This window comes from Streptomyces sp. HUAS CB01, assembly GCF_030406905.1.
Lineage (GTDB): Bacteria > Actinomycetota > Actinomycetes > Streptomycetales > Streptomycetaceae > Streptomyces > Streptomyces chengbuensis.
On the sequence record NZ_CP129137.1, the window covers coordinates 2,941,035 to 2,963,390 of the forward strand.

Sequence of the window (22,356 nt, forward strand, 5' to 3'; positions counted from 1 at the left end):
CCGTGGTCGGCCCGCGCACCCGTCGTCGGTCCGCGCGCTCAGTCCTCCGCCGCCGGTACGCACAGCACCGGGACCCTCGAGAGGTGCAGCAGCTTGTGCGGGGTCGAGCCGAGGAGGGCGCCGCGCAGTGGGCTCTCGCCGTAGCTGCCGACGACGATGACCCGGGCGTCGTGGCGTTCGGCGGCGTCGAGCAACGCGTCCGCCGGTTTCTGGTCGAGGATCTCGACCGCCGTGGGCACCCCCGCGTCGTCGGCCGCCGCGACCGCGTGGGCGAGAGCGGCCCTGCCGGACTGGCGGACGGCGTCCAGATGGGTCCGGTACTCCTCGCCGAGGGCGCCCGGGGGTGCCGCGCCGAAGACGAGAATCAGTGGCTCACCGAAGGCGGCGGCCACCTCGATGGCCACCCGCAGCGCCCGCACCGAGCCCGGTGACTCGTCGTATCCGAGAACGACGGCCATCTCACGGCCCTCCGGATCCGTTCGTGCGGGTACCGGGCCCTGCGCCCGCTCCGGTGCCGCGCGCCAGGTCGGGGTCGCAGACCCCCGGGCGCTCGTGCCAGAAGCGCTCGCTCGTCAGCCGGCGCGCGATCATGATCAGCAGTCCCACCACGACGATGAAGATGCCGATGACGAGCGGCGGACCGACCCCGAACCACGAGACGCCGCTGTAGGAGTTGGCCGGGTCGGACATGTCGATGACGGACTCCACCAGCAGCCACAGCAGCAGCACGGCACCGATCACCGGTCCGAGGCCGATGAGCAGGAAGTTGCGCACGCTCTCGGTGAGATGGCGCCGGTAGTAGACGGCGCAGGCGATGCCGGTGAGCGCGTAGTAGAACGCGATGAGCAGCGAGAGCGCCGTGAGCGAGTCGAGCAGGGCGTTCTCGCTGATCCGGCTGACGACGAGGTACCAGACGACGGCGACGACCGCGACGGCCCAGGTGCTGACGTGGGGCGTGCGGAAGCGCGGGTGGATCCGGGCGAAGACGGAGGGAAGCGCGCCGCGTCGGGCCATGGAGAGCCCCGTGCGGGAGGCCGGGATGATCGTGGTCTGGGTCGAGGCGAGCGCGGACGTGGAGACGGCCAGCAGGACGAGCCAGTCCCAGCCGCCGAGGACCTGCCCGGCGAGCGAGGCGAAGATGAACTCCTCCTCGGAGGCGTTCTCGGCGAGGTAGGCGGGTCCGGCGTAGGCGACGACCGCGATGGTGACCGAGAGGTACGTGCCCAGCAGGATGATCGTCGACCAGATGCCGGCCCGTCCGGGGGCGCTGGCGGAGTTCTTGACCTCCTCGGTGAGGTTGACCGCCGACTCCCAGCCCCAGTACATGAAGACGCCGAGCAGCAGGCCGGCGGTCAGTGCGGCACCGCCCGCGCCGAAGGGGTTCAGCCAGTCGAGCCGGGGCTCGACGCCGCCGAGCGAGCTGGTGCCCGTGTACACGCGCTGGACGGCCACGACGGCGAACGCCAGGAGCGACGCGACCTGGGCCAGGATGAGCACGTTCTGGACGTGTGCCGACGCCTCGGTGCCGATGACGCAGATGGCGGTCATGACGAGGATGACCACTACGGCGAGCAGTTGGCGTACGAGGTCGTTGGAGGCCAAGCTGTCGAGCCCCACGGTGAGCAGCCCGAAGCCGACGGCCACGTCGGCGAGCGATCCGACGACGAGCACGCCCGTCATCATGATCGCCCAGCCGCCGAACCAGCCGGCCCAGGGGCCCATGGCGCGGGTGACCCAGGAGAAGGTCGTCCCGCAGTCCTGGTCGACCCGGTTGAGGTAGAAGAAGGCCGATGCGATCAGCAGCATCGGCACGAAGGAGGCGAGCACCACGCCGGGCGCGAAGACGCCGACGAGCGCCACGACCGAGCCGATGACGGCGGCCAGCGAGTACGCGGGCGAGGTCGAGTTGATGCCGATGACGAGCGCGTCGAGGAAGCCGATCGCGTTGTGCTTGAGCTCTCCGGGTCCTTCCCGGCTGTGCGAGCTGGGCGGCGGAGGGAGGGTGTCCTTGACGTCATCGGCCATGTTTCCTCGCAGATCAGGACGATGTGTCGCTTTTGATGCGAGTTTAGCCGGACGGGTCACTCCCGGCCTGCGGAGTGGATCTCCCACGCCCCGGAGGGGTGCCGGCGCCGCGACCGGGTGTCAGGACCACCCGGTACGGGGCGTGGCACCGGGCCCGGAGCGCACGGCCCCGGCACCGCTCGGTACCGGGGGCCGGGACGCTCGTGCCGCGGCGCGCCTCACACCTCGTAGACCGCGCCCGGGGCCGCCAGTTCGACGGGGCCCTCGTAGACCTCGCGCGCGTCGGCGAGATTGCGCTCGGCGTCCGTCCACGGCGGGATGTGGGTCAGTACGAGCCGCCCGACCCCGGCGCGGGCGGCGTGGGCGCCTGCCTCGCGGCCGTTGAGGTGGAGGTCCGGAATGTCCTCCTTGCCGTGGGTGAAGGCCGCCTCGCAGAGGAAGAGGTCGGTCCCGTCGGCGAGATCGACCAGCGGGTCGCAGACACCGGTGTCGCCGGAGTACGTCAGGGAGCGGCCGCCGTGCTCGACCCGGATGCCGAAGGTGTCGACGGGGTGCGCGACCTTCTCGGTGCGCACGGAGAAGGGGCCGATCTCGAAGACGCCCGGCTTCAGGGTGTGGAAGTCGAAGACCTCGCTCATCGACTTGTCGGAGGGGGTGTCGGCGTAGGCGGTGGTGAGCCGCTGCTCCGCGCCCTCCGGCGCGTACACCGGGATGGCGTCGCAGCGGCCGCCGTCGTGGCGGTAGTAGCGGGCCACGAAGTACGCGCACATGTCGATGCAGTGGTCCGCATGAAGATGACTCAGGAAGATGGCGTCGAGGTCGTAGAGACCGATGTGGCGCTGCAACTCGCCGAGGGCACCGTTGCCCATGTCGAGGAGCAGCCGGAAGCCGTCGGCCTCTACGAGATAGCTCGAGCAGGCCGATTCCGCGGACGGGAACGACCCCGAGCAGCCGACGACGGTGAGCTTCATGGAGCTTGAACCTCCGTGGACGGTCGTCCGGTGGACGGGGAACGTGGGCGGGTGGCGGGGTGCCGAGGCGTGCGCAGGGGAGGTCGTGCGGTGCGTCGAGCGTAAGGCGCGAAAGGGTTGAGCGCTCCTTCGCACGTGCCCGTTGTGGGGGAACTCACCTGCCCTGTCACCGGATAGGACGACGCGTGACCGGCGGGCGCGCGGCGCGCGCGGCACGGGATGCGCGCCGGTACGGTCTGGTGTATGGACACGTCGTGGTGGCTCGCGCTGGGCGCGGTGGTGGCGGTCGCGCTGCTGGCGGCCGTGACGCGGGTGAGGCCGGCCGGCCGTACGAGGAAGCCCCGCGGGAGACCACCGGGGAGGGTGCCGGCGAGGCCGCGGGGGCGGGCCCCGGGCGGTCGGCCCGGCGGGCCGGCGGAGGGCGGCGCGCGGCCCGGTCCGGCGCGGCGGCCGCAGCCGGGCGAGATCTGGTGGGCGGACGTTCCGTTCGAGGACGGGCCCGGCTCCAAGGACCGGCCCTGCCTGGTCCTGTCCGTGCACGGGGGCGCGGCGCGCGTCGCCAAGATCTCCAGTCGCTATCACGACGAGCGGCCGGGCGTGATCCCGCTCCCGCCGGGCACGGTCGGCGACGCACACGGACGCCCGAGCTTCCTGGAGACGGACGAGCTGCGTGACGTCCGGGTACGGGACTTCCGCCGGCGGGTGGGCGTGGTGGACCCGCTGTTGTGGGACCAGCTGCGTCATCTGTGACGCGCGGTCGGGGCCGCACGACGCCGCGAGCGGAACGGCCGCGCCGTCGTCCGGGGCCCCCGCGAGGCGACCCGCCCGCGCCGCCCGGGACCGGGGGCCGGGCCCGGGTCCCGAGTCGGCGTCGGCGTCGGGGCCGTGTCCGGCGTCAGGCCCAGAGCTGTCCCTGGACGGCTTCGATCGCCGCTTCGGTGGTCGGGGCCGTGTAGACGCCCGTGGAGAGGTACTTCCAGCCGCCGTCGGCCACGATGAAGACGATGTCCGCGGACTCCCCCGCCTTCAGCGCCTTCCTGCCCACGCCGATCGCCGCGTGCAGGACCGCGCCGGTGGAGACGCCCGCGAAGATGCCCTCCTGCTGGAGGAGCTCACGGGTGCGGGTGACGGCGTCGGCCGAGCCGACCGAGAAGCGGGTCGTGAGGACGGACGCGTCGTACAGCTCGGGGACGAAGCCCTCGTCGAGGTTGCGCAGGCCGTAGACGAGATCGTCGTAACGCGGCTCGGCGGCCACGATCTTGACGTCGGGCTTGTGCTCGCGCAGGAAGCGGCCAACGCCCATGAGGGTGCCGGTCGTACCGAGGCCCGCGACGAAGTGGGTGACCGACGGAAGGTCGGCGAGGATCTCCGGGCCGGTGGTGGCGTAGTGGGCGCCCGCGTTGTCCGGGTTGCCGTACTGGTAGAGCATCACCCACGACGGGTTCTGCGCGGCGAGTTCCTTGGCCACCCGCACGGCCGTGTTGGAGCCGCCCGCCGCGGGCGACGAGACGATCTCGGCACCCCACATCGCGAGGAGCTGCCGGCGCTCCTCACTGGTGTTCTCCGGCATGACGCAGACGATCCGGTAGCCCTTGAGCCTGGCCGCCATCGCCAGCGAGATGCCGGTGTTCCCGCTGGTCGGCTCCAGGATCGTGCAGCCGGGCGTGAGCCGGCCGTCCTTCTCGGCCTGCTCGATCATGTAGAGCGCGGGGCGGTCCTTGACCGAGCCGGTCGGGTTGCGGTCCTCCAGCTTGGCCCAGATGCGGACGTCCTCGGAGGGGGACAGCCGGGGCAGCCGGACGAGGGGCGTGTTGCCGACCGCGGCGAGCGGGGAGTCGTAGCGCATGGGGTGATCCGGCCGATCAGGCCATACCGCCGGCGACGGCCGGCAGGATCGTCACGCTGTCGCCGTCGGACAGCTTGGTGGAGATGCCGTCGAGGAAGCGGACGTCCTCGTCGTTGAGGTAGACGTTCACGAAGCGGCGCAGCTGCTCGCCGTTCGCCTCGTCCACGATCCGGGCCTGGATTCCGGGGTGCCGGGTCTCGAGGTCGGCGAACAGCTCGGCGAGCGTGTCCCCGCTGCCCTCGACGGCCTTGGCGCCGTCGGTGTAGGTGCGGAGGATGGTCGGGATGCGGACCTCGATGGCCATGGCGTGGGCTCCTGTCGGGAGGGACGTAAGGGCGTTGCGTACGGGCGCGCGGCTCGGCCCCCGCGCAGGGGCTGGTGCTGGACTGCTGCGTTCGTGGGCCGTGGGCTCAGGCCGTACGGCTGTCCGCGCAGCGCGTACAGATGGCGCTGGAAAGGCGGCACAGGTCGACGTGCAGGCGCGCCACGAGCAGCGGCGTGCCCGGCGTCTTCTCGCTCACGTCGTGGGGAACCATGCGGTCATCGTAACGATTCCCCATCCGGCCCCCGGCATGTGATCTCGCATCGTGGACTCTATCCGTCCGTCTGGCGGACGGATGCCGTCAGTACGCCTCGACGACCTCGACCTCCTCCTCCGTGACCTCGCCGTCGAGGATCCGGAAGGAGCGGAACTGGAACGGGCCGGCGTCGTCGGTGTCCGCCGTGGAGACGAGCACGTAGTGGGCGCCGGGCTCGTTGGCGTACGAGATGTCGGTGCGGGAGGGGTACGCCTCGGTCGCCGTGTGGGAGTGGTAGATGATCACCGGCTCCTCGTCCCGGTCGTCCATCTCCCGGTAGAGCTTGAGCAGGTCCGACGAGTCGAACTCGTAGAACGTGGGCGAGCGGGCGGCGTTGAGCATGGGAATGAAGCGCTCGGGCCGCCCCTCGCCGACGGGCCCCGCGACCACGCCGCACGCCTCGTCGGGGTGGTCCTCGCGGGCGTGGGCGACGATCCGGTCGTACAGGGCCTGGGTGATGGTCAGCATGAGGACGAGAATAGGCGGAGGGTTCCCGGTTCTGAGATCCGGGGACCATGGGGTGAGACCGAGAGCGGGGCGCCGGTGGCGAGGCGCCGCCAGGGGGCTCCGGCACGGCGGGGAGGACCGGCGGACCCTCACCCATTTCAAGATCCCTCAGCCGAGACCTGCCTCACCCGTCCACAACCTCCCCCGACAGAACACCTAGGTCGCCGCAGGGCCGGCCGGGTCCGGCGCGGGCTCCCCGTCGGTCACGGCGAGCAGCGCGTGCACCGTGGACTCCATCGTCCGGCGGGCGGCTTCGGGGTCGAGCCCGCTGCTGCGCCAGTGGTACCAGGCGCCCCATGTGGTCACCGCGTCCAGCCCGTTGAGCAGGTCCGCCCGGCGGTTCCCGGACAGCCGGTCCAGTTCCTCGGCGAAGACCTCGGTCAGCCGACGGCGGGCGAAGTCGAGCACCTGGCGGGTGGCGAACTCGACCCGCTCGGACGGGTTGTCCAGCCGCATCATCGTCAGCCGCGCCGGAGTGATCCACTCCAGGATCCGCGCCCGCTGCTCGACGAGCGCGGCCACCCTCGACCCTCTGGGCCCTTCGGTCGGCAGGGGCCCGATCCGCGCGGCCAGCTGGTCGAGCCGCCGGGCGATGGCGGTGTCCTGGAGCTGGCCCATGTCGGCGAAGTGGTGGAACACCAGGCGCCGTGACACCCCGGCCCGCTCGGCCACCCGGTCCGCGGGGAACTGCGTCTCCCCGTCGTCGAGCAGCGAGAGCATCGCGTCGGCGATCTTCTCCCGGGTCCGGCGCCCGCGTTCGGTACGTCCGTCCTGGGCCGGTCCGCCGCCGGCGTCCGGGCGTACGCCTCCGCTTCCCGGAGCACGATCCCGCGCCTGCCGGTCCGACTGGTTCACCTGGGCTCCTCCCTCTCCGCGTTGACATTGTTGCACTCGTGATGCAACCGTGCCGCTTGCACACCGAGTGCAATAACTTGGGGCCCCATCGCGGGCCGCCGCACGAGCGGGCCCGTAGGGCCGCCGCACGAGAGGGACGGCTTCCTGATGCTCCTGGCCGTTGGGCGCTGGTGCGCCCGCAGACCGAGACGGACCGTGGCCGCCTGGCTTCTGCTGCTCGTCGCCCTGGCCTCCGCCGTGGGGGCCTTCGGGAGGGTCACCAGCGAGGCCGTGACGATCCCGGGCAGCGACAGCCAGGCGGCGCGCGACACGGCCGGGGCGTTCGACGACGCGGCCTCGGGCCGGCAGCCCGTGGTCCTGTACGCACCGGCGGGCACCGCGCCGCTCAGCTCCTCCGGGCAGCGCCGGGCCGTCGAGGAGGCGGCGCGGGCGGTCGAGGGCGTCGACCACGTCGTGGCCGTCACCACCCCGTACGAACCGGGGGGCGGCGGCCTCGGCGCCGACGGCCGCACGGGCCGGCTGACGGTCGAGCTCGACGTCGGCGGCCGGGACATCACCCCGGAGACCACCCGCGCCGTCACGGACGCGGCCGCCCCCGCCGCGCGGGCGGGGATCGAGGTGACGGCCGGGGGTGATCTCGCAGCGGCGGCCGACAAGGGCTCCACCGGGCACAGCGAGATCATCGGCCTGGCGGCGGCGTTCGTCGTCCTCGCACTGGGGTTCGGGAGTCTGGTCGCGGCCGGGGTCCCGCTGCTCACGGGAGCGGTCGGGCTGGGCGCGTCCCTCTGCCTGATCGGCCTGGCGGGCCATCTGATGGACATGCCGTCCTCCGGCGCGACCATCGCGGCGATGATCGGCCTCGGTGTCGGTATCGACTACACGCTCTTCTGTCTGACCCGGTTCCGTGAACTTCTCGCGGCCGGCGTGGGCGTCGAGGACGCGGCGGCGCGCACCACGGCCGGTTCCGGCAAGGCCGTCGTGTTCGCGGGCAGCGCGGTCGTCGCCGCGCTCGCCGGGCTCGCGCTGGGCGGACTTCCCCTGCTGCACGCGCTGGCGCTCGCGCCGGGCATCGCCGTGCTGGTCGCGATGGCGGCGACGCTCACGCTGCTGCCCGCGGTGCTGTCGTTGATCGGGCCGCGGCTCACCCCCGGGGTGCGGGCCGGACGGACGGTGCGCGCGGCACGGCGGGCGAGGGCCGAACGCAAAGCGCCGGACGACGAGGCGCCGTACGAGAAGACGCCGGGCGACGAGGCGCCGCGCACCGACGCGCCGCACCGGACGCCGGACGACGAGGCGCCCGGCGCGAACGCGCTGCCGCAAGCGGAGGATCGGGGCGAGCGGCGGGAGGGACCCGCTCCCGCCGGGTGGGGCCGGATCGCCGCGTTCGTCGCCTCCCGGCCGTGGCGCTGCCTGCTCGGCGGGCTCGTCCTGACCGGCGTGCTCGCCGCCCCGGCCACCCAGTTGACGTTCGGTCAACTGGACGCGGGCGACAAGGCCGTCGGCACGGCGAGCCGCACCGCGTACGACCGCGTGGCCGACGCCTTCGGCCCCGGCGCCAACGGTCCGCTCCAGGTCGTGTCCACGCTGCCCGCGCCCGCCTCCGGCCCGGACGACACCCGGATCACGTCCGTCACGGCCGCCCTGCGCACGACCGGCGGCGTCGCGTCCGTCGGGCCCCCCCAACTGGACGCGAGCGGCACCCGTGTGCGCTGGCAGGTCATCCCCGCCACCGCACCGGCCGACCCGGACACGGTCGCGCTGGTGCACCGGCTGCGGGACGAGACCCTGCCCGCGGCCACCGGGGGAACCGGCCTGGTGACCCATGTCGGCGGGGCCACGGCCGCCCAGGCCGATCTGAACGAACGGCTGACCGAGCGGATGCCGTTGGTCGTCGGTTTCGTGCTCGCCGTCGCCGCGCTGCTCCTGCTCGTGGCCTTCCGCTCCCCGGTCGTGGCGTTGAAGGCCGCGCTGATGAACCTGGTCTCGGTCGCCGCCTCCTACGGCGTGCTCACGGCGGTCTTCCAGTGGGGACGGGGCGCGTCGCTGATCGGGCTGGAGGGCCCGGTGCCGATCCCGGGGTACGTACCGCTGCTGATGTTCGCCGTGCTGTTCGGTCTGGCCATGGACTACGAGGTCTTCCTGCTGAGCGCCGTGCGCGCGGCGTACCTGCGCGACGGGGACAACCGGGGCGCGGTGGTCTCCGGACTCTCCGGAACGGGCCGGATCATCACCTCCGCGGCACTGATCATGGTCAGTGTCTTCCTCGGCTATCTGCTGTCCGACGACCCCGTGGTGAAGATGTTCGGCATCGGGCTGGCCACGGCGGTCGCTCTGGACGCCACCGTCGTACGCGGCGTGCTCGTGCCGTCCACGATGGTCCTGCTCGGCCGGGCGAACTGGTGGCTGCCCGGCGTCCTGGACCGGCTGCTGCCGCGGCTGGCGATCGAGGACGACGGCCACGACGGCGCCGTGCCCCCGGCTTCCCCGGCCGGCGACGCGCCCCTGGCGGACGCCCGGAGCACGTCGTGACGCGGCGCCGGGCGGACCGCGGACGGCGACTGCTGTGGAGGTGCCTGGTGGCGGCCGTGCTGCTGGTGGCCCTGCCGGCCGCCGACAGGGTCTCCGCCGCCGTCGCCGAGAAACGGCTCGCGGAGCGGATCGCCGCACGGCAGCAGGCGTTGGCGGGGGCACCGCGGGTGAGCATCGGCGGATTCCCGTTCCTGCTGAGCGCGGCGCGGGGGTCCTATCCGAGGGTCGGGGTGCGGGCGGACGCCGTGACCGAGGAGGGCAGGCCGGTGCGGGCGTCGGTGGAGCTGCGCGACGTAGCCGAGCGGGGCGGCGGGTACACGGCCGCGTCCGTGGACGCCCGCTTCACGGCACCGTTCGATTCCCTGGGAGCGGGACTCGGTGCGGGCGCGACACTCTCGGCGGACGGGACCGGTCGGCTGCGCGTCGACGGTGAGCTGCTGGGCCTGCCGCTGACCGTCGTGGCCGAGCCCCGGCTGACCGGGCGCACGATCACCGTCGTGCCCGTCGCGGCGTCGTTCGCGGGCCGCCCGGTCGATCCGTCCGGCCCTCGGATCTCGGCGGCCTTCGCCGCCAGGGAACTCGTCGTCCCGGACCTGCCCGCCGGTCTCGCGCCGACCCGGGTGTCGGTCGGCGAGGCGGGGGTGACGCTCCACGCCCGGGGGAGTGACGTCCGGCTCGTGTGAACCGGCGGCCGGTCACCGCCCGTCGGCACCCGCTCCCCCACGAGGCCGAGCGCCCGGCGCCCCGGCCGTTGGGCGTTCGTCCCGACGGCATCGGGCCGTGCCGGGCGGAAGTCGCCCGGCACGGCCCGATGACCGGTGCGGATGGAGCGTGCCCTACTTGGCCGCGTCCGCGTACTCGGCGGGACGCTCGGTGAGCTGCGGGTTGCGCTTCTTGAGGATCGCCCAGCCGACCGCCAGTCCGATGCCCCAGACCGCGCCCACGACCAGGGAGATCCGGGAATCCTTGTCGTAGGCGATCATGCCGGTCACGGCGATCAGGAAGATCAGGGCGACCCAGCTGAACTTGGCACCGCCGGGGGCCGGGAAGGACGAGGCGGGCAGGCTGCCGGCCTCGACCGCGCGGCGGTAGCGGATGTGGCTGACGAGGATCATCATCCACGTCCAGATACCGGCGGCGGTGGCCACCGAGACGACGTAGCCGAACGCCTTCTCCGGGACGACGTAGTTGAGGACGACGCCGATGCCCATGAGCGCGACGGAGACGGCGATGCCCACGGCCGGGGTCTTGCGGGCGTTCAGGCGTCCGAAGGCCTGCGGGGCCTCGCCGTTGGACGCCAGGTCGCGCAGCATGCGGCCGGTGGAGTACATGCCGGAGTTGCACGAGGAGAGCGCGGCGGTCAGCACCACGAAGTTGACGATGCCGGCGGCGAGCGGGATGCCGATCTTGTCGAAGGCGTGGACGAACGGGCTCTCACCCGCGGAGAACTCGGTCCACTTCACGACGGAGAGGATCACCACGAGGGCGCCGACGTAGAAGATGATGATGCGCCAGGGCAGCGTGTTGATGGCCTTGGGGAGCGTCTTCTCGGGGTTCTCGGACTCGCCGGCGGTGACGCCGACCAGTTCGACGGCGAGGTAGGCGAACATGACGCCCTGAAGGGTCATCAGGCTGGAGCCGATGCCGTTCGGGAAGATGCCGTCGTGCGCCCAGAGGTTGGAGGCCGCGGCGGTGTCACCGGCGTCGGAGAAGCCGAGGGTGAGCACGCCGAGACCGATCACGATCATGCCGATGATCGCGGTGACCTTGACCATCGAGAACCAGAACTCGACCTCGCCGAAGATCTTCACCGAGATCAGGTTGACGCCGAAGAGCACCACCAGGAACACCAGGGCGCTGACCCACTGCGGGATCTCCGGGAACCAGAAGTGCATGTAGATGGCGGCCGCGGTGAGTTCCGCCATGCCGGTGACGACCCACATCAGCCAGTACGTCCAGCCGGTGACGAACCCGAAGAACGGGCCGAGGAACTCGCGGGCGTACTCCGCGAAGGAGCCCGAGACGGGCCGGTACAGCAGGAGTTCGCCCAGCGCCCGCATGATGAAGAAGATCACCACGCCCGCGAGGGCGTACATCAGGATGATGCTGGGTCCGGCCTTGGCGATGTTCGCCCCGGCACCCATGAAGAGGCCCACGCCGATGGCGCCGCCGATGGCGATCATCTGGACCTGTCGGCTGCCGAGCCCTCGCTCGTAGCCTTCCTGCGGAGTGCCCCCGGCCTCGCCGGCGTGCTTGTCGACCTGCAACGAGGTCATGGTTGATGCGCCTTTCTCCATGCTGATCCGCGCCGACTGGACTCGGCTGCGGACCAGGTCCTGATCCCCCCGGATACCGATGGAGTGCCACCGGCGGTCTGCCGGTCCAAGCGCTCCCGGGGACATGGGTGGCGTCCCCGGCAGGTCGTGAAGATTTATCACGGTGGCAACGTTGATCGATCCGGGGCGATGTGGCGCACCCCACAGGGAGAAGCGGACAATTCACCCTTGTTGCGGCAAACGCGGGTGCCCGAGTGATGTGATCGTTATCCGGATTTGAGCGTCCGTTGAGCGAACATCGGGTGTCTCGAAGGGGTTCACAGCTACGGCCGGTGACGCATTTTGCGTCCTGGCGCGCCGTCCGCTACGGGCCGTGACGAGAGCGCCGCGCTCGCACGTGCGTCACCCCACGGCCGCCCGCGTCACCTCAGCGGGCCCGCGCACCCGACGCGGCAGCCGCCCCTGCGGCCGCCGCCCCTCCGGCAACCCGCCCGCGGCCGGACCGGCTACGGCATCAGGGTCTCGACCAGCGTCTCCTGCAGCGCCCCGAGCCAGAGGTACGCCATGACCATCGGTTTGCGCGGATCGGTGTCCGGCAGCCGGTACAGGTCGCCGGTCTCGTCGTCGTCGGTGACCTCGAGCCGGGTGCCGATGGTCAGCCGCAGGTCGTTGAGCGCCCCGAGCCAGTGCAGCGAGTCCTCGGGGGTGAGTTTGAGGACGGCCCCGCCCTCTCCCGTCGCGGTGAGCGCGTCGAGGTTGCGGACGACGGCGAGGGCGTCGTCGCGCTTGCGGGCGCGCAGGTCGTTCTCCGTGAAGCGGCGGAACTCGGCCGAGAACTCGCGGAGTTCCTCGTCCTCGCCCTGCTCGGTGTCCGGCTTCGCGTACGCGTCCGGGAAGAGCCGCGCGAGCGCGGGGTCGGACGGGGGCTCGCTCGGCCCCTCCGCGAAGAGCGCGGCGAGCGGGTCCGCGTCCTCGGCGGGCTCGTCACCCGGGCCGATCAGCTCCAGCAGCTGGACGGCGAGCGAGCGCAGGATGGAGATCTCGACCTCGTCGAGCGCGACGGCCGCGCCGCCGCCCGGCAGCGCCTCGAACTGTCCTGCCATCACTGACGTTCCTGGGAGAGCGTGGCCCACAGCCCGTATCCGTGCATCGCCTGCACGTCGCGTTCCATTTCCTCGCGGGTGCCGCTGGAGACGACCGCGCGCCCCTTGTGGTGGACGTCGAGCATGAGCTTGTGCGCCTTGTCCTTGGAGTAGCCGAAGTACGCCTGGAAAACGTAGGTGACGTAGCTCATCAGATTGACCGGATCGTTGTGGACGATCGTCACCCAGGGAACATCGGGTTCGGGTACGGCGAACGTCTCCTCGGCCGACCGGGTCTGCTCGATCTCTAGGGGCACAGTCACTCCACCCATGCTGCCACCCGAGGGGGCCTGTCGCACAAACGCCCCCGGCCGATCCGACGACATCTCGTCACTTTGACGAAATCTGCGCTAGCATCGCACGTATGAACACTGCGGATCTGGGTCTGCCGGTCTCCGTGCCGTCGACCGCGCTCTTCACCGACCAGTACGAGTTCACGATGCTGCAGGCGGCCCTGAAGGCGGGCACCGCGGACCGCCGGTCGGTCTTCGAGGTCTTCACCCGCCGGCTGCCCGAGGGCCGCCGGTACGGCGTGGTCGCCGGCACCGGTCGCGTCCTGGACGCCGTGGAGAACTTCCGCTTCGACGAGAGCGTGCTCGCCTTCCTCCGGGACCACGGCATCGTGGACGAGCCGACGCTCCAGTGGCTGGCCGGCTACCGCTTCGGCGGCGACATCCACGGCTACCCGGAGGGCGAGGTCTACTTCCCCGGCTCGCCGGTCCTGCGCGTGGAGGGCTCCTTCGCCGAGTGCGTGCTGCTGGAGACCGTGGTCCTGTCGGTCCTCAACCACGACTCGGCGATCGCGGCCGCCGCGTCCCGGATGTCGGCCGCCGCCGCGGGCCGCAGGCTCATCGAGATGGGTGCCCGGCGCACCCACGAGCTCGCCGCCGTCGCCTCCGCGCGCGCGGCGTACGTCGGGGGCTTCCACTCCACCTCCGACCTCGCCGCGGGCTTCCGCTACGGCATCCCCACGGTGGGCACCAGCGCGCACGCGTTCACCCTTCTGCATGACACCGAGCGGGACGCCTTCCGGGCCCAGGTCGACTCGCTGGGGCGCGGCACCACCCTGCTCGTCGACACCTACGACGTCGCCGAGGCCGTCCGTACGGCCGTGGAGATCGCCGGCACCGGCCTCGGGGCCGTGCGCATCGACTCCGGGGACCTGCTGATGGTCGCCCACCGGGTCCGCCGGCAGCTCGACGACCTCGGCGCCCGCGACACGAGGATCGTGGTGACCTCCGACCTCGACGAGTACGCCATCGCCTCGCTGGCCGCGGCACCCGTGGACGCCTACGGCGTGGGGACGCAGCTGGTCACCGGCAGCGGCCAGCCGACCTGCTCGATGGTCTACAAGCTGGTCGCCCGGGCCGAGTCGGCCGACCCGGACGCGCCGCTCGTACCGGTGGCGAAGAAGTCGACGGGCGGCAAGCTGTCCGTGGGCGGGCGCAAGTGGGCCGCCCGGCGGCGGGACGAGTACGGCGTCGCCGAGGCCGAGGTGCTCGGCACCGGCCCGGTGCCGGAGTCACTGGTCGACGGGCAGCTGCTGACGGAGCTGGTCAAGGGCGGCGAGGTGGTCGCCCGTGAGCCGTTGGACGCGGCGCGCGAGCGGCACATCGAGGCACGCGCGGCGCTGCCGATCTCCGCTACCCAGCTGTCCCGCGGTGAGCCGGTGATCCCCACGGAGTACCTCATGTGAGCCGGATGAACACGAGGAGAGCCGAGAGACGACTGCGACGGCGCTAGCAGGCAAAGGCCCTCTCCCGCAAGGCGGTTGAAGTCTCTACCCTCGGAACGTTGCCGCCCGACCGTTTCCCCCGCCCGCCGCATCCACCGAAGGACACCCGCCATGCACCGCGCATTGATCGTCGTCGACGTTCAGAACGACTTCTGCGAAGGGGGCAGCCTCGCGGTGGCCGGGGGCGCGGACGTCGCCGCCGCCATCACCGACTACATCGGCCAGGCCCAGCCCGGCTACCGCCACGTGGTGGCCACCCGCGACCACCACGTCGACCCGGGCGGCCACTTCTCCGAGCAGCCGGACTACGTCGACTCGTGGCCGGCGCACTGCGTCGCCGGGACGGAGGGCGTGGGCTTCCACCCGAACTTCGCCCCCGCGGTCGCCTGCGGATCGGTCGAGGCGGTCTTCGACAAGGGGGCCCACGAGGCCGCGTACAGCGGCTTCGAGGGCGCCGACGAGAACGGCGTGACGCTGGCGGAGTGGCTGCGCTCCCGCGACGTGACCGAGGTCGACGTCGTGGGCATCGCCACCGACCACTGCGTGCGCGCCACCTCGCTGGACGCCGTGCGCGAGGGCTTCCGCACGCATGTGCTGCTCGACCTCACCGCCGGGGTCTCGGAGGAGACGACGGACCGGGCCCTGGAGCAGATGCGGCGTGCGGGCGTGGAGCTCTCCGGCAAGCCGGTGGTCTGACGGCCTGACGGCGCTCCCCGCCTCCCTGCTGTGGCGCGGCCCCGGCACTACGCCCCGCCCGCCGGGCGCAGCAGGGCGCGGATGGGGTGCCAGAGCTCCTGGGTGAGCGGCTCGTGGGTGCGCCAGAGCAGCCCGTCCGGATGGTGCAGCACCGCCGTGATCTCGTCCGGCGTCGGTGGCTCCGCGTTACCGCGCAGATACACCGCCCGCAGCCCCAGGTTCCGCAGTCGCGTCAGGGCGCGCGCACGGTTCGCCGCGTGCACCAGCACACGCACCGTACGGCCGCCGCCTGCCGGGTCGGGCAGACCTATCGCGACCACGACACTGCCTCCTGGCAGCTTGCAGAAACCTCCGCCGGGCACGCCGCATCACTCCCCCGTGAGCTCGCTGTCAATAAGAACTTCGTCAGACGCACCTAAACACGATCGGCCGCCGCCCGCTAGAGGGCATCGGCCGATCACGCTCTGACCTGGCCTTTTAGCGATGGATCAGCGAGGAGGGACCCGCTTCCGGCTCCCCTTCGGGACATCTCGCCCACTCCGGGGTCGGGCGAGCGTCAACAAACGGCCACCCCGGCGCAACCTGCTCTCCGGACTCCGACCACCGTCGCCGGGGCCGATCACCGCGGACGGCGGGCCGCTCCGGCCGGGCGCCGGGAGCGGCCCGGCACGGCGAAGCGGGGTGCCCGCGCGACGAGCGCGCGGACACCCCGCTCCCTGTGCCGTGCTACGGCCTACTTGACCGAAGGACCGACCTGGACCGTGATCGTCTGGCCGCTCTTCGGCTCCTTGACGATCGAGATCTTGGTGTTGGTGTTCGGGACCTGAACACCGGCGGTCGGGTTCTCCTCGAACCAGTAGACGCCCTTGCGGTCGTCGAAGACCGAGTTGCCCTTGTGGGAGGCGATCCGCACGGGGACGTCCGCCTTGTGCAGGGTGAGCGCGTCCGAGCGGAAGGTGCTGAAGGTCGAGTCGAACGCCTGGATGCGGTTGCGCATCAGCGTGCCGTCGGCCCACTTGAGGGCCTTGGGGTTGGCGTCGACCGGCAGGATCAGACCCTTGCCCGGGTGCTGGCTCGTGTTGTTGTCCTTCTGGGAGGTGTCCCACAGCCAGACGAGCAGACCGTTCTGGTACGGGTAGTGCTCGACCCAGCCGTCCTTCGGCGCCTTGAAGCCGAAGTTGTACGGACCGACCTTGAGGGTCTGGTCGTACGAGACGTACTGGCGGTTCTCGGCGAGGTAGTACTGCTCGTACTCGTCCGTGAAGGACTCACCGATGCGGGAGAAGCCCTTGGCGGTCCAGCCGGCCGCCTCGGTCTCGGCGTTGTCGCTGAAGACCGGGGCGCCGTCCGCGGTGACGACGATGCCGTCCGCCGCGAAGCCCTTGCCCGCCACGCCACCGTCCGTCTGGTAGCGGAAGCGGACGTCGACCTTCTTGCCGGCGTACGCGTCGAGCGCGTACACGAGCTTCTTGTGCGCGCCCGACGGGCCGGTCAGCGCCGGCTTGTCGGAGGCGTCGCGGGTGATCGGCGCGCCGTCGGCGGTGCCTTCCACGGCCTCCCAGTTGGCGCCGCCGTCCGTCGACACCTCGGTGTAGAGGTAGTCGTAGTCGGCCTCGATGTCCCACCAGCCGGTGAGCTCCAGGGACGCCTTGGACTTGCCGGTGAGGTCGACGGAGCGGGTGAGGGTGTTCTTGAGGTCGTCACCCATGTCGCTCCACCACTGCATGGAGCCCTCGGCGGGCTTCACGATGCTGGTGGTGACCTTCTTCTTCGGCAGCTCGACGACGAGGGCCTGCGGGTTCTTGGTGTTGTACTCCGCCACGCCCAGCTTGTGGGCGGACTTCGTCGCCGCCTTGGCCTTGGTGTAGTTGAGCCAGCCGAGCTGCAGCTTGTCCCAGGCGTTCATGTCGCCCGGCAGGTCGCCGATGGCGTCCCGGCCGGTGCCGAGCCAGGAGCCGGACGACATCAGGGACCAGAACCCGGTGGAGTTCTCGCCGCCGCCGGAGGTGTCGTACAGGTCCGGCAGACCGAGGTCGTGACCGTACTCGTGGGCGAAGACGCCGAGGCCGCCGTTCTCCGGCTGCATGGTGTAGTCGCCGACCCAGATCCCGGTGCTGCCGATCTGGGTGCCGCCGGCCTTGTTGTTCGCCGGGCCGGTCTTGCCGGCGTCGGTGCCGTAGGCGTACCAGCGGTGGGCCCACAGGGCGTTCGCGCCCTCGGCGCCGCCGCCGGCCGACTCGTCCTCGCCCGCGTGGACGATCTGGAAGTGGTCGATGTAGCCGTCGGCCTCGTTGAAGTTGCCGTCGGCATCGAAGTCGTAGCGGTCCCACTGGTCGTACTGCGCCAGGTCGGCCTTGATCTGGGCGTCGGTACGGCCCTTGGCCTTCTGGTCGGCGGTCCAGGCGGTGACGCCGTCACGGACCGCGTCCCACACGTTGTTGCAGTTGGACTGGCCGCAGTAGTTGGAGCCGTAGCGGGCCTCGTTCCAGTCGACCTTGACCCAGTCCGAGACCGTGCCCTCGACCGAGTACCGGCCGGAGGAGGTGCGCTCGTAGTAGGTCTTCAGCGAGTGCTTGGGGTTCCCCTTCTTATCCTTGCCCTCGCCGAAGTACAGGTCCTGGAAGTGCTGCCGGTTGTAGTCCTTCTGCCAGGCGGTCGAGTTGTCCACCTTGCGGTCCGGCTGCGCGATCTTGTTGTGCAGCGGACCGGGGGTGCCGCCGAACTTCTGGACGGGCGGCTTGGGGCCGTCGCCGTCCGGGTCGAACATCGTGGTGTCGTCGACCTTGTCGCCGAACTCCACCAGGATCGTGAAGATCTTGTCGGTCTTCTCCCGGCCCAGCTCGACGTACTTCTTGTCGTCGAGCTTCACGACCTTGGACGCGCCGCGCTTCTGCACGGTCGCGTCCCCGGATATGACCTGCTCCAGCGCCGCTTGGCGCTGCTGCTCCTGCTGCTTGCTGAACGGACCCTCGAGATCGTGGTCCACGTGGCCCTTCTGGGCCTTGTTGTGGTCGGAGCCGGGCGCCGGATCGTGGCGCTCGACCCCGGGGGCCCCGGAGGGCCGGTTCTCGGCCTGGGCGGTGGTGAGTGCCGCGGCCGTTGCCCCTGTCGTGGCCAGTGCCACGAGCACCGCGGACGCTCTGATCGCCCGTCGCTTGCCTGTCACTTGAAGGTGTCCTCCCCCGCGCGCCGGCGTACCGCGGGTCCAAGGAATGTGGGGTGGATCCGCTCGCGGCAGCGCGTCACAAGTGACGACATTCGACCGGAGTTGACGGAGAAAAAACAGACCTTGACTTGAACAGGCCAACTGCACTATGCAGTAGTGCAGTTCCGAATAGCGGACGCACTCCACGCGTGCACGACCGGGTCCGCCGCGGCGGCCCTCCCGTGACCCGGCCGTCCGGTCAACAGGCGCATCCGCCCGGCCGGTTGCCGAGACACGTGACTCGATGCGCCCCCAGTGCACCGGTACCGTGGGTTAGGTCACGCTTACTGCCGGTTCCGCTCGGGCATCCACCCTCGTAGGGTCGCCGGACAGGGCGACCCGTTGCGACACACCACCGACATCGCCGCTTCGAGGGACGGAAACCGTCATGCCGCGTCCGACTGCCGCACAGCTCGCCTACGGTTCGGCCACCGTCGTCGTCTCGACCGTCGCCATGCTTCTCGTCTCCCGTGCGACGACGGCGCTCGAGGTCGCCGTCGTCGGGGTCACCGCCCTCGCCCTGGGCCTGCTGGTCGCCGTGAGCGTACCGGTGCCGGACAGGGCGAAGGCGGCGCGCACGGCCGGTCGAAGCCGTGCGGCCGCCGTCGAGGACCGCTCCCTGCCCGCGGAGTCCTCCTCGCGGGTGCCCGTCGCCCACGCGGCGGACCGGCACCGCGTCGGGCAGCACTCAGGACGCCGTTGACACCACCACCGTCTTGGCGGCCTTGTCGTGCAGGCCCTGCTTGTACGGCTTGTCCACCAGGATGAGGATCAGCAGGATCAGCGGCCACAGGCACGGGCAGCAGATCAGCTGCGGCAGCCAGAGCACCGCGGCGCGCGTCAGGGAGGAGCCGGTGTCCGGCGTGCTCCCGTCGTTGAGCATCGCGACCCGCATCTTCATGAGCCGCTTGCCCAGGGTCTGGCCCGACTTGCGCACCATCAGGGTGTCGTAGCCGACGTACGCGATGATCGAGATGAGCTGGAACACCCACTGTCCGCCGGTGTTGCTGTTCGCCACCCAGTCGTCGAAGTCGTCGCCCGACGCGACCCTGTTGTAGATCCCGAACGGGATGCCGATGATCAGCAGCGGGATGGCGACGATCAGCCAGTCGACGATGCGCGCGAGGATGCGCTTGCCGGAGTCGGCCAGCGGGGGCATCCCGTGCAGCGGATCGCCGCCTCCGTAGGGGTCGCCCCCGTAGGCGTGCGGATCGTACGGCGGAGGCGGCCCCCCGTAGGGCGAGCCGTACGGGGAACCGGCCCCGGGCGGCGGAGCCCCGTGCGGGCCGCCTCCGGGCGGTGGGGTGCCGTAGGGACCGCCGCCACCGGGAGGGGGCGCACCGTAGGGCCCCTCACTCGGCGGGGGACCACCGGGAGGCGGCTGCCCGCCCGGCGGTGGACCGCCCGGGGGCATGGGCTCCTGCGGCCCTTGCGGCTCCTGGGGCCTCTTGCGGAACGGATCGTCCTCGGGTGGCGGTCCGGGCGGCTGGTCGTTGCTCATGGGGGCAGTGCACCCCGCCCCGCCGGGCCCCGCAACGGCTCACGAGCCGTTCGGGGGACGGCAGGGCCGACGGGACCAACGGGCCGTCAGCCGGCCACGAAGGTGTGCGCGGCCTTGTCGTGCCAGCACTGCCGCCAGGGCCGGTCGAAGACGCACCACAGCACGTTGAGGACGCCGACGACGAGCACGCCCAGGACTCCGTGCACCAGCCAGCGCAGCAGGGCCGCCACGAACGACGGCGGCTCGTGCGACTCGATGTCCCGCACCTGGAGCCCCAGCAGCCGCTTGCCGAGCGTGCGTCCCCACCGGGCGGTGGGCAGCGCCTCGTAGAGCGTGCCGAGCACGAGCATGGTGATGAGCGAGAGCCCGAGGTGGAAGGCGGTCGTGCCGTCGATCAGCCAGACGGTGACCGTCTCCCCGGACAGCTTCGCCGCCTGGATCTTCTCGTCGATGTGCGCGAGCGCGGCGGAGACGAACGGGTACGACGCGGCGCCCACGAGCCCGCCCAGCACCGCGGTGTCGATCAGCCGGGCCCCCAAGCGCCTGCCGAGCGGCGCGGGCCGGGCCGAGGCCTGGGCCTGGGCGGCCAGCAGGAACGGATCGCTCACCGGGGGCTTCCAGGGAACGACCGGCGGCTCCTCCTCCGGTGTCTGCGCCAGCCGGTGGACCTGCTGCGCCCAGGAGGCGGACCCGCCGCCCGACCCCGCGGACACCGGCGGCTGCTGCGGCCGGCCGGCCGGCGACTGCCGGGGCGACGGTTGCTGGGGCTGCTGCGGCTGCTGCGCGGGGGGCGCCGGCTGCTGGGCCGGTACCTGCGGCTGCGGCGGCGCCTGGGCGGGGGCCTGCGCCTGGGCCGTGGGCGGCTGCGGGGAGGGCGTCATCGTACGGATCGACATCGTGCCCTCGGCGTGCGGCGTGCCGCGCTGCGGCCGCTGGTCCCGGTTCGGGACCGTGCCGGACGGCACCGGCCGCTCCGGCTCCTCGGCGGGCCCGCCGACGCTGCGCACACCCGGCAGGGCGCCACCGGTCGGGTCCGGCCCGGTGCCCGCGGACTCCGCCCGGTCCTCGTCGGCGAGGGCCGGCCTGCCGGCCGCCCGGTCGAACCGGACGCCGGAGGGTCCGCCGCCCTCGCCGGCGCCCGCTCCCGCCGGGCTCCCCGTGAACGGGTCCTGTGCCGTGGCGCCCGGCCGGTCCCAGGCCTGGCCCGCGACCGGCGCCGAGGCGTCCGCACCGGAGCCCGGCAGGCCCCCGGCACGCGGGTCCTGGGGTCCGGAACCCCAGGAGACCCGGCGGTCGCGGTCGCCGCCGAAGCCCGTCTGGCGCGAGGCGTCGGCCTGCCAGGCGGCGGACGGATCGGGGCGGCCGCCGACCGGATCCGGGTCCTCGTCCAGGAAGACGGGACCGGTCTCCTCGACTGCGGGAACGGGCGGCGGTACCGCCTGGGGCGGTACGGAGGTCGCGTGTGCGGAGGGCGGGGACGCCGGCATCGTCTCGCCGTCCTTGGGCGCCGGACGGCTCGTGCCCGGCACCCACGCCGTGCCGTTCCAGTACCGGACGTAGCCCGGAATGGACGGATCGGGGTAGTAGCCAGGCGTGGGGCTGCCGTCGCCGGTTGCCGGGGTGGGGGCGCTCATCACCGTGGTCCCGTATCTCCTGGAAGACATCGAGGGAATCGAGGGGGTCGATTCGAGGGTCCACATCTATCAGACCGCCGCGCCGTGCTGGGCCCGTCCCGGCGTAAGGCCCACTTTCCGGTAACGCTGTGCCGCACTGCCGCGACCGTGCGGCAGGAGACTGAGAAGTTGGTGGCGGAAGTCGCGTAATAGTCGGCGGGGATGGCGCTCTCTCCCTGCGTGGTCCGCTCCAGGGCCTCGTACCAGGAAAGGAAGTCGCAGTCTCATGCACACCGTGGTGGAACGCGAGCTGGAGCTCAAACTGGTCCTGTCGCCGGAGCGCAGTGTCCCCGTGCCGGCCAGGCTCACCTACCGGGGAGATGACGCGTATGCCGTGCACATCACCTTCCACATCGGGTCCGAGCAGCCCGTGCACTGGACCTTCGCCCGTGAACTCCTGGTGGAAGGGGTCTTCCGGGCGTGCGGGGAGGGGGACGTCCGGGTCTGGCCGACGAAGGACGGCGGGCGGAGCGTCATCCACATAGCGCTGAGTTCGCCGGACGGCGACGCCCTGCTGGAGGCCCCGTCCGCGCAGCTGTCGGCGTGGCTGGAGCGGACGCTGCGGGCCGTGCCGCCGGGGACGGAGTCCGAACACCTGGGGTTCGAGGCCGGGCTGGCGGAGCTGCTCGCGCCGGCCCCGGCGGACGGGCTCCACGGCCGCGACCCCTCGCCGGCTCTGGGCGGCGACGGCACCCGGCCGGCGGAGGAGTCGAAGGACGGTGAGGCGTAGCCGTGGGGCGGCCGCGCGGGGGACGGCCCGGCGGTGCCGGGAGGAGCGGGGCCCCGGACGCGCGTGACCTTCCCGGCAGACCTTCCG

The 22,356-nt window shown here is 71.9% G+C and carries 22 protein-coding genes; 7 read left to right on the top strand and 15 right to left on the bottom strand.

The window, feature by feature from the left end; all coding sequences use genetic code 11:
• Positions 1–38 precede the first annotated feature (38 nt).
• The 3 genes from QRN89_RS13045 to QRN89_RS13055 form a co-directional block, all read right to left on the bottom strand.
• Positions 39–458, bottom strand: a complete 420-nt coding sequence (locus QRN89_RS13045; RefSeq protein ID WP_290349529.1) for a universal stress protein — start codon at positions 456–458, stop codon at positions 39–41.
• 1 nt (position 459) lies between these two features.
• Positions 460–2,025, bottom strand: a complete 1,566-nt coding sequence (locus QRN89_RS13050; protein ID WP_290349530.1) for an APC family permease — start codon at positions 2,023–2,025, stop codon at positions 460–462.
• A gap of 218 nt (positions 2,026–2,243) precedes the next feature.
• Positions 2,244–2,996 (bottom strand): MBL fold metallo-hydrolase, encoded by a 753-nt coding sequence (locus QRN89_RS13055; RefSeq protein WP_290349532.1) that lies wholly within the window; start codon positions 2,994–2,996, stop codon positions 2,244–2,246.
• Between the two features lie 243 nt (positions 2,997–3,239).
• On the opposite strand from QRN89_RS13055, the gene QRN89_RS13060 reads away from it, so the two are divergent.
• Complete coding sequence (locus QRN89_RS13060) at positions 3,240–3,746, top strand: type II toxin-antitoxin system PemK/MazF family toxin (protein ID WP_290349533.1); 507 nt, start codon at positions 3,240–3,242, stop codon at positions 3,744–3,746.
• A gap of 145 nt (positions 3,747–3,891) precedes the next feature.
• Here QRN89_RS13060 and QRN89_RS13065 read toward each other — a convergent pair whose 3' ends face one another.
• From QRN89_RS13065 to QRN89_RS13085, 5 genes are all read right to left on the bottom strand, one after another.
• Entirely contained in the window at positions 3,892–4,842 is a 951-nt protein-coding gene (locus tag QRN89_RS13065) for a PLP-dependent cysteine synthase family protein (RefSeq protein WP_290349534.1), read from the bottom strand.
• Between the two features lie 16 nt (positions 4,843–4,858).
• Positions 4,859–5,146: a MoaD/ThiS family protein gene (locus QRN89_RS13070; RefSeq protein ID WP_123187913.1), complete on the bottom strand. Its 288-nt coding sequence runs from the start codon at positions 5,144–5,146 to the stop codon at positions 4,859–4,861.
• Between the two features lie 106 nt (positions 5,147–5,252).
• Positions 5,253–5,378, bottom strand: coding sequence for a putative leader peptide (locus tag QRN89_RS13075; protein ID WP_290353981.1), 126 nt, complete (start codon positions 5,376–5,378; stop codon positions 5,253–5,255).
• Positions 5,379–5,465: 87 nt separating this feature from the next.
• Positions 5,466–5,888, bottom strand: a complete 423-nt coding sequence (locus QRN89_RS13080) for a M67 family metallopeptidase (protein ID WP_290349535.1) — start codon at positions 5,886–5,888, stop codon at positions 5,466–5,468.
• Between the two features lie 195 nt (positions 5,889–6,083).
• Positions 6,084–6,782 (bottom strand): TetR/AcrR family transcriptional regulator, encoded by a 699-nt coding sequence (locus QRN89_RS13085; RefSeq protein ID WP_290349536.1) that lies wholly within the window; start codon positions 6,780–6,782, stop codon positions 6,084–6,086.
• Positions 6,783–6,977: 195 nt separating this feature from the next.
• Here QRN89_RS13085 and QRN89_RS13090 point away from each other — a divergent pair, with 195 nt between their 5' ends.
• Together QRN89_RS13090 and QRN89_RS13095 are read left to right on the top strand one after the other, a co-directional pair.
• Positions 6,978–9,311, top strand: a complete 2,334-nt coding sequence (locus QRN89_RS13090) for an MMPL family transporter (protein ID WP_290349538.1) — start codon at positions 6,978–6,980, stop codon at positions 9,309–9,311.
• Positions 9,312–9,358: 47 nt separating this feature from the next.
• Positions 9,359–9,994: an LmeA family phospholipid-binding protein gene (locus QRN89_RS13095; protein ID WP_290349539.1), complete on the top strand. Its 636-nt coding sequence runs from the start codon at positions 9,359–9,361 to the stop codon at positions 9,992–9,994.
• Positions 9,995–10,147: 153 nt separating this feature from the next.
• Here the strand turns inward: QRN89_RS13095 and QRN89_RS13100 are convergent, their stop codons facing one another.
• The 3 genes from QRN89_RS13100 to clpS all read right to left on the bottom strand — a co-directional run bounded on the left by QRN89_RS13100 (position 10,148) and on the right by clpS (position 13,001).
• The gene (locus QRN89_RS13100) at positions 10,148–11,587 is read right to left on the bottom strand and encodes an amino acid permease (RefSeq protein ID WP_290349540.1); all 1,440 of its coding nucleotides are present in this window, start codon (positions 11,585–11,587) and stop codon (positions 10,148–10,150) included.
• Positions 11,588–12,093: 506 nt separating this feature from the next.
• Positions 12,094–12,690 carry a DUF2017 domain-containing protein gene (locus tag QRN89_RS13105; RefSeq protein WP_290349542.1) on the bottom strand — a complete coding sequence of 199 codons (597 nt, stop codon included), beginning with the start codon at positions 12,688–12,690 and terminating at the stop codon, positions 12,094–12,096.
• Positions 12,690–13,001 carry an ATP-dependent Clp protease adapter ClpS gene (gene clpS, locus QRN89_RS13110; protein WP_109293855.1) on the bottom strand — a complete coding sequence of 104 codons (312 nt, stop codon included), beginning with the start codon at positions 12,999–13,001 and terminating at the stop codon, positions 12,690–12,692. Before clpS ends, QRN89_RS13105 begins: the two co-directional genes overlap by 1 nt.
• 92 nt (positions 13,002–13,093) lie before the next feature.
• On the opposite strand from clpS, the gene QRN89_RS13115 reads away from it, so the two are divergent.
• Both QRN89_RS13115 and QRN89_RS13120 read left to right on the top strand, forming a co-directional pair.
• Positions 13,094–14,425 carry a nicotinate phosphoribosyltransferase gene (locus tag QRN89_RS13115; protein WP_290349544.1) on the top strand — a complete coding sequence of 444 codons (1,332 nt, stop codon included), beginning with the start codon at positions 13,094–13,096 and terminating at the stop codon, positions 14,423–14,425.
• Positions 14,426–14,575: 150 nt separating this feature from the next.
• Positions 14,576–15,160 carry an isochorismatase family protein gene (locus tag QRN89_RS13120; protein WP_290349545.1) on the top strand — a complete coding sequence of 195 codons (585 nt, stop codon included), beginning with the start codon at positions 14,576–14,578 and terminating at the stop codon, positions 15,158–15,160.
• A 47-nt stretch (positions 15,161–15,207) separates the two neighbouring features.
• On the opposite strand, the gene QRN89_RS13125 is transcribed toward QRN89_RS13120, so the two are convergent.
• Together QRN89_RS13125 and QRN89_RS13130 are read right to left on the bottom strand one after the other, a co-directional pair.
• Positions 15,208–15,522 carry a hypothetical protein gene (locus QRN89_RS13125; RefSeq protein WP_290349546.1) on the bottom strand — a complete coding sequence of 105 codons (315 nt, stop codon included), beginning with the start codon at positions 15,520–15,522 and terminating at the stop codon, positions 15,208–15,210.
• Positions 15,523–15,893: 371 nt separating this feature from the next.
• Positions 15,894–18,326 carry an immune inhibitor A domain-containing protein gene (locus tag QRN89_RS13130; RefSeq protein ID WP_290349548.1) on the bottom strand — a complete coding sequence of 811 codons (2,433 nt, stop codon included), beginning with the start codon at positions 18,324–18,326 and terminating at the stop codon, positions 15,894–15,896.
• Positions 18,327–18,753: 427 nt separating this feature from the next.
• On the opposite strand from QRN89_RS13130, the gene QRN89_RS13135 reads away from it, so the two are divergent.
• Positions 18,754–19,068, top strand: coding sequence for a hypothetical protein (locus tag QRN89_RS13135; RefSeq protein WP_290349549.1), 315 nt, complete (start codon positions 18,754–18,756; stop codon positions 19,066–19,068).
• Here the strand turns inward: QRN89_RS13135 and QRN89_RS13140 are convergent.
• Both QRN89_RS13140 and QRN89_RS13145 read right to left on the bottom strand, forming a co-directional pair.
• Positions 19,054–19,866, bottom strand: coding sequence for an RDD family protein (locus QRN89_RS13140; RefSeq protein WP_290349551.1), 813 nt, complete (start codon positions 19,864–19,866; stop codon positions 19,054–19,056). The genes QRN89_RS13135 and QRN89_RS13140 overlap by 15 nt on opposite strands.
• A gap of 86 nt (positions 19,867–19,952) precedes the next feature.
• On the bottom strand, positions 19,953–21,500 hold the full coding sequence (locus tag QRN89_RS13145) for an RDD family protein (protein WP_290353687.1): 1,548 nt from the start codon (positions 21,498–21,500) through the stop codon (positions 19,953–19,955).
• A gap of 265 nt (positions 21,501–21,765) precedes the next feature.
• Here QRN89_RS13145 and QRN89_RS13150 point away from each other — a divergent pair, with 265 nt between their 5' ends.
• A complete protein-coding gene (locus QRN89_RS13150; protein ID WP_290349552.1) occupies positions 21,766–22,269 on the top strand; it encodes an SsgA family sporulation/cell division regulator in 504 nt (167 codons plus the stop codon).
• Positions 22,270–22,356 lie beyond the last annotated feature (87 nt).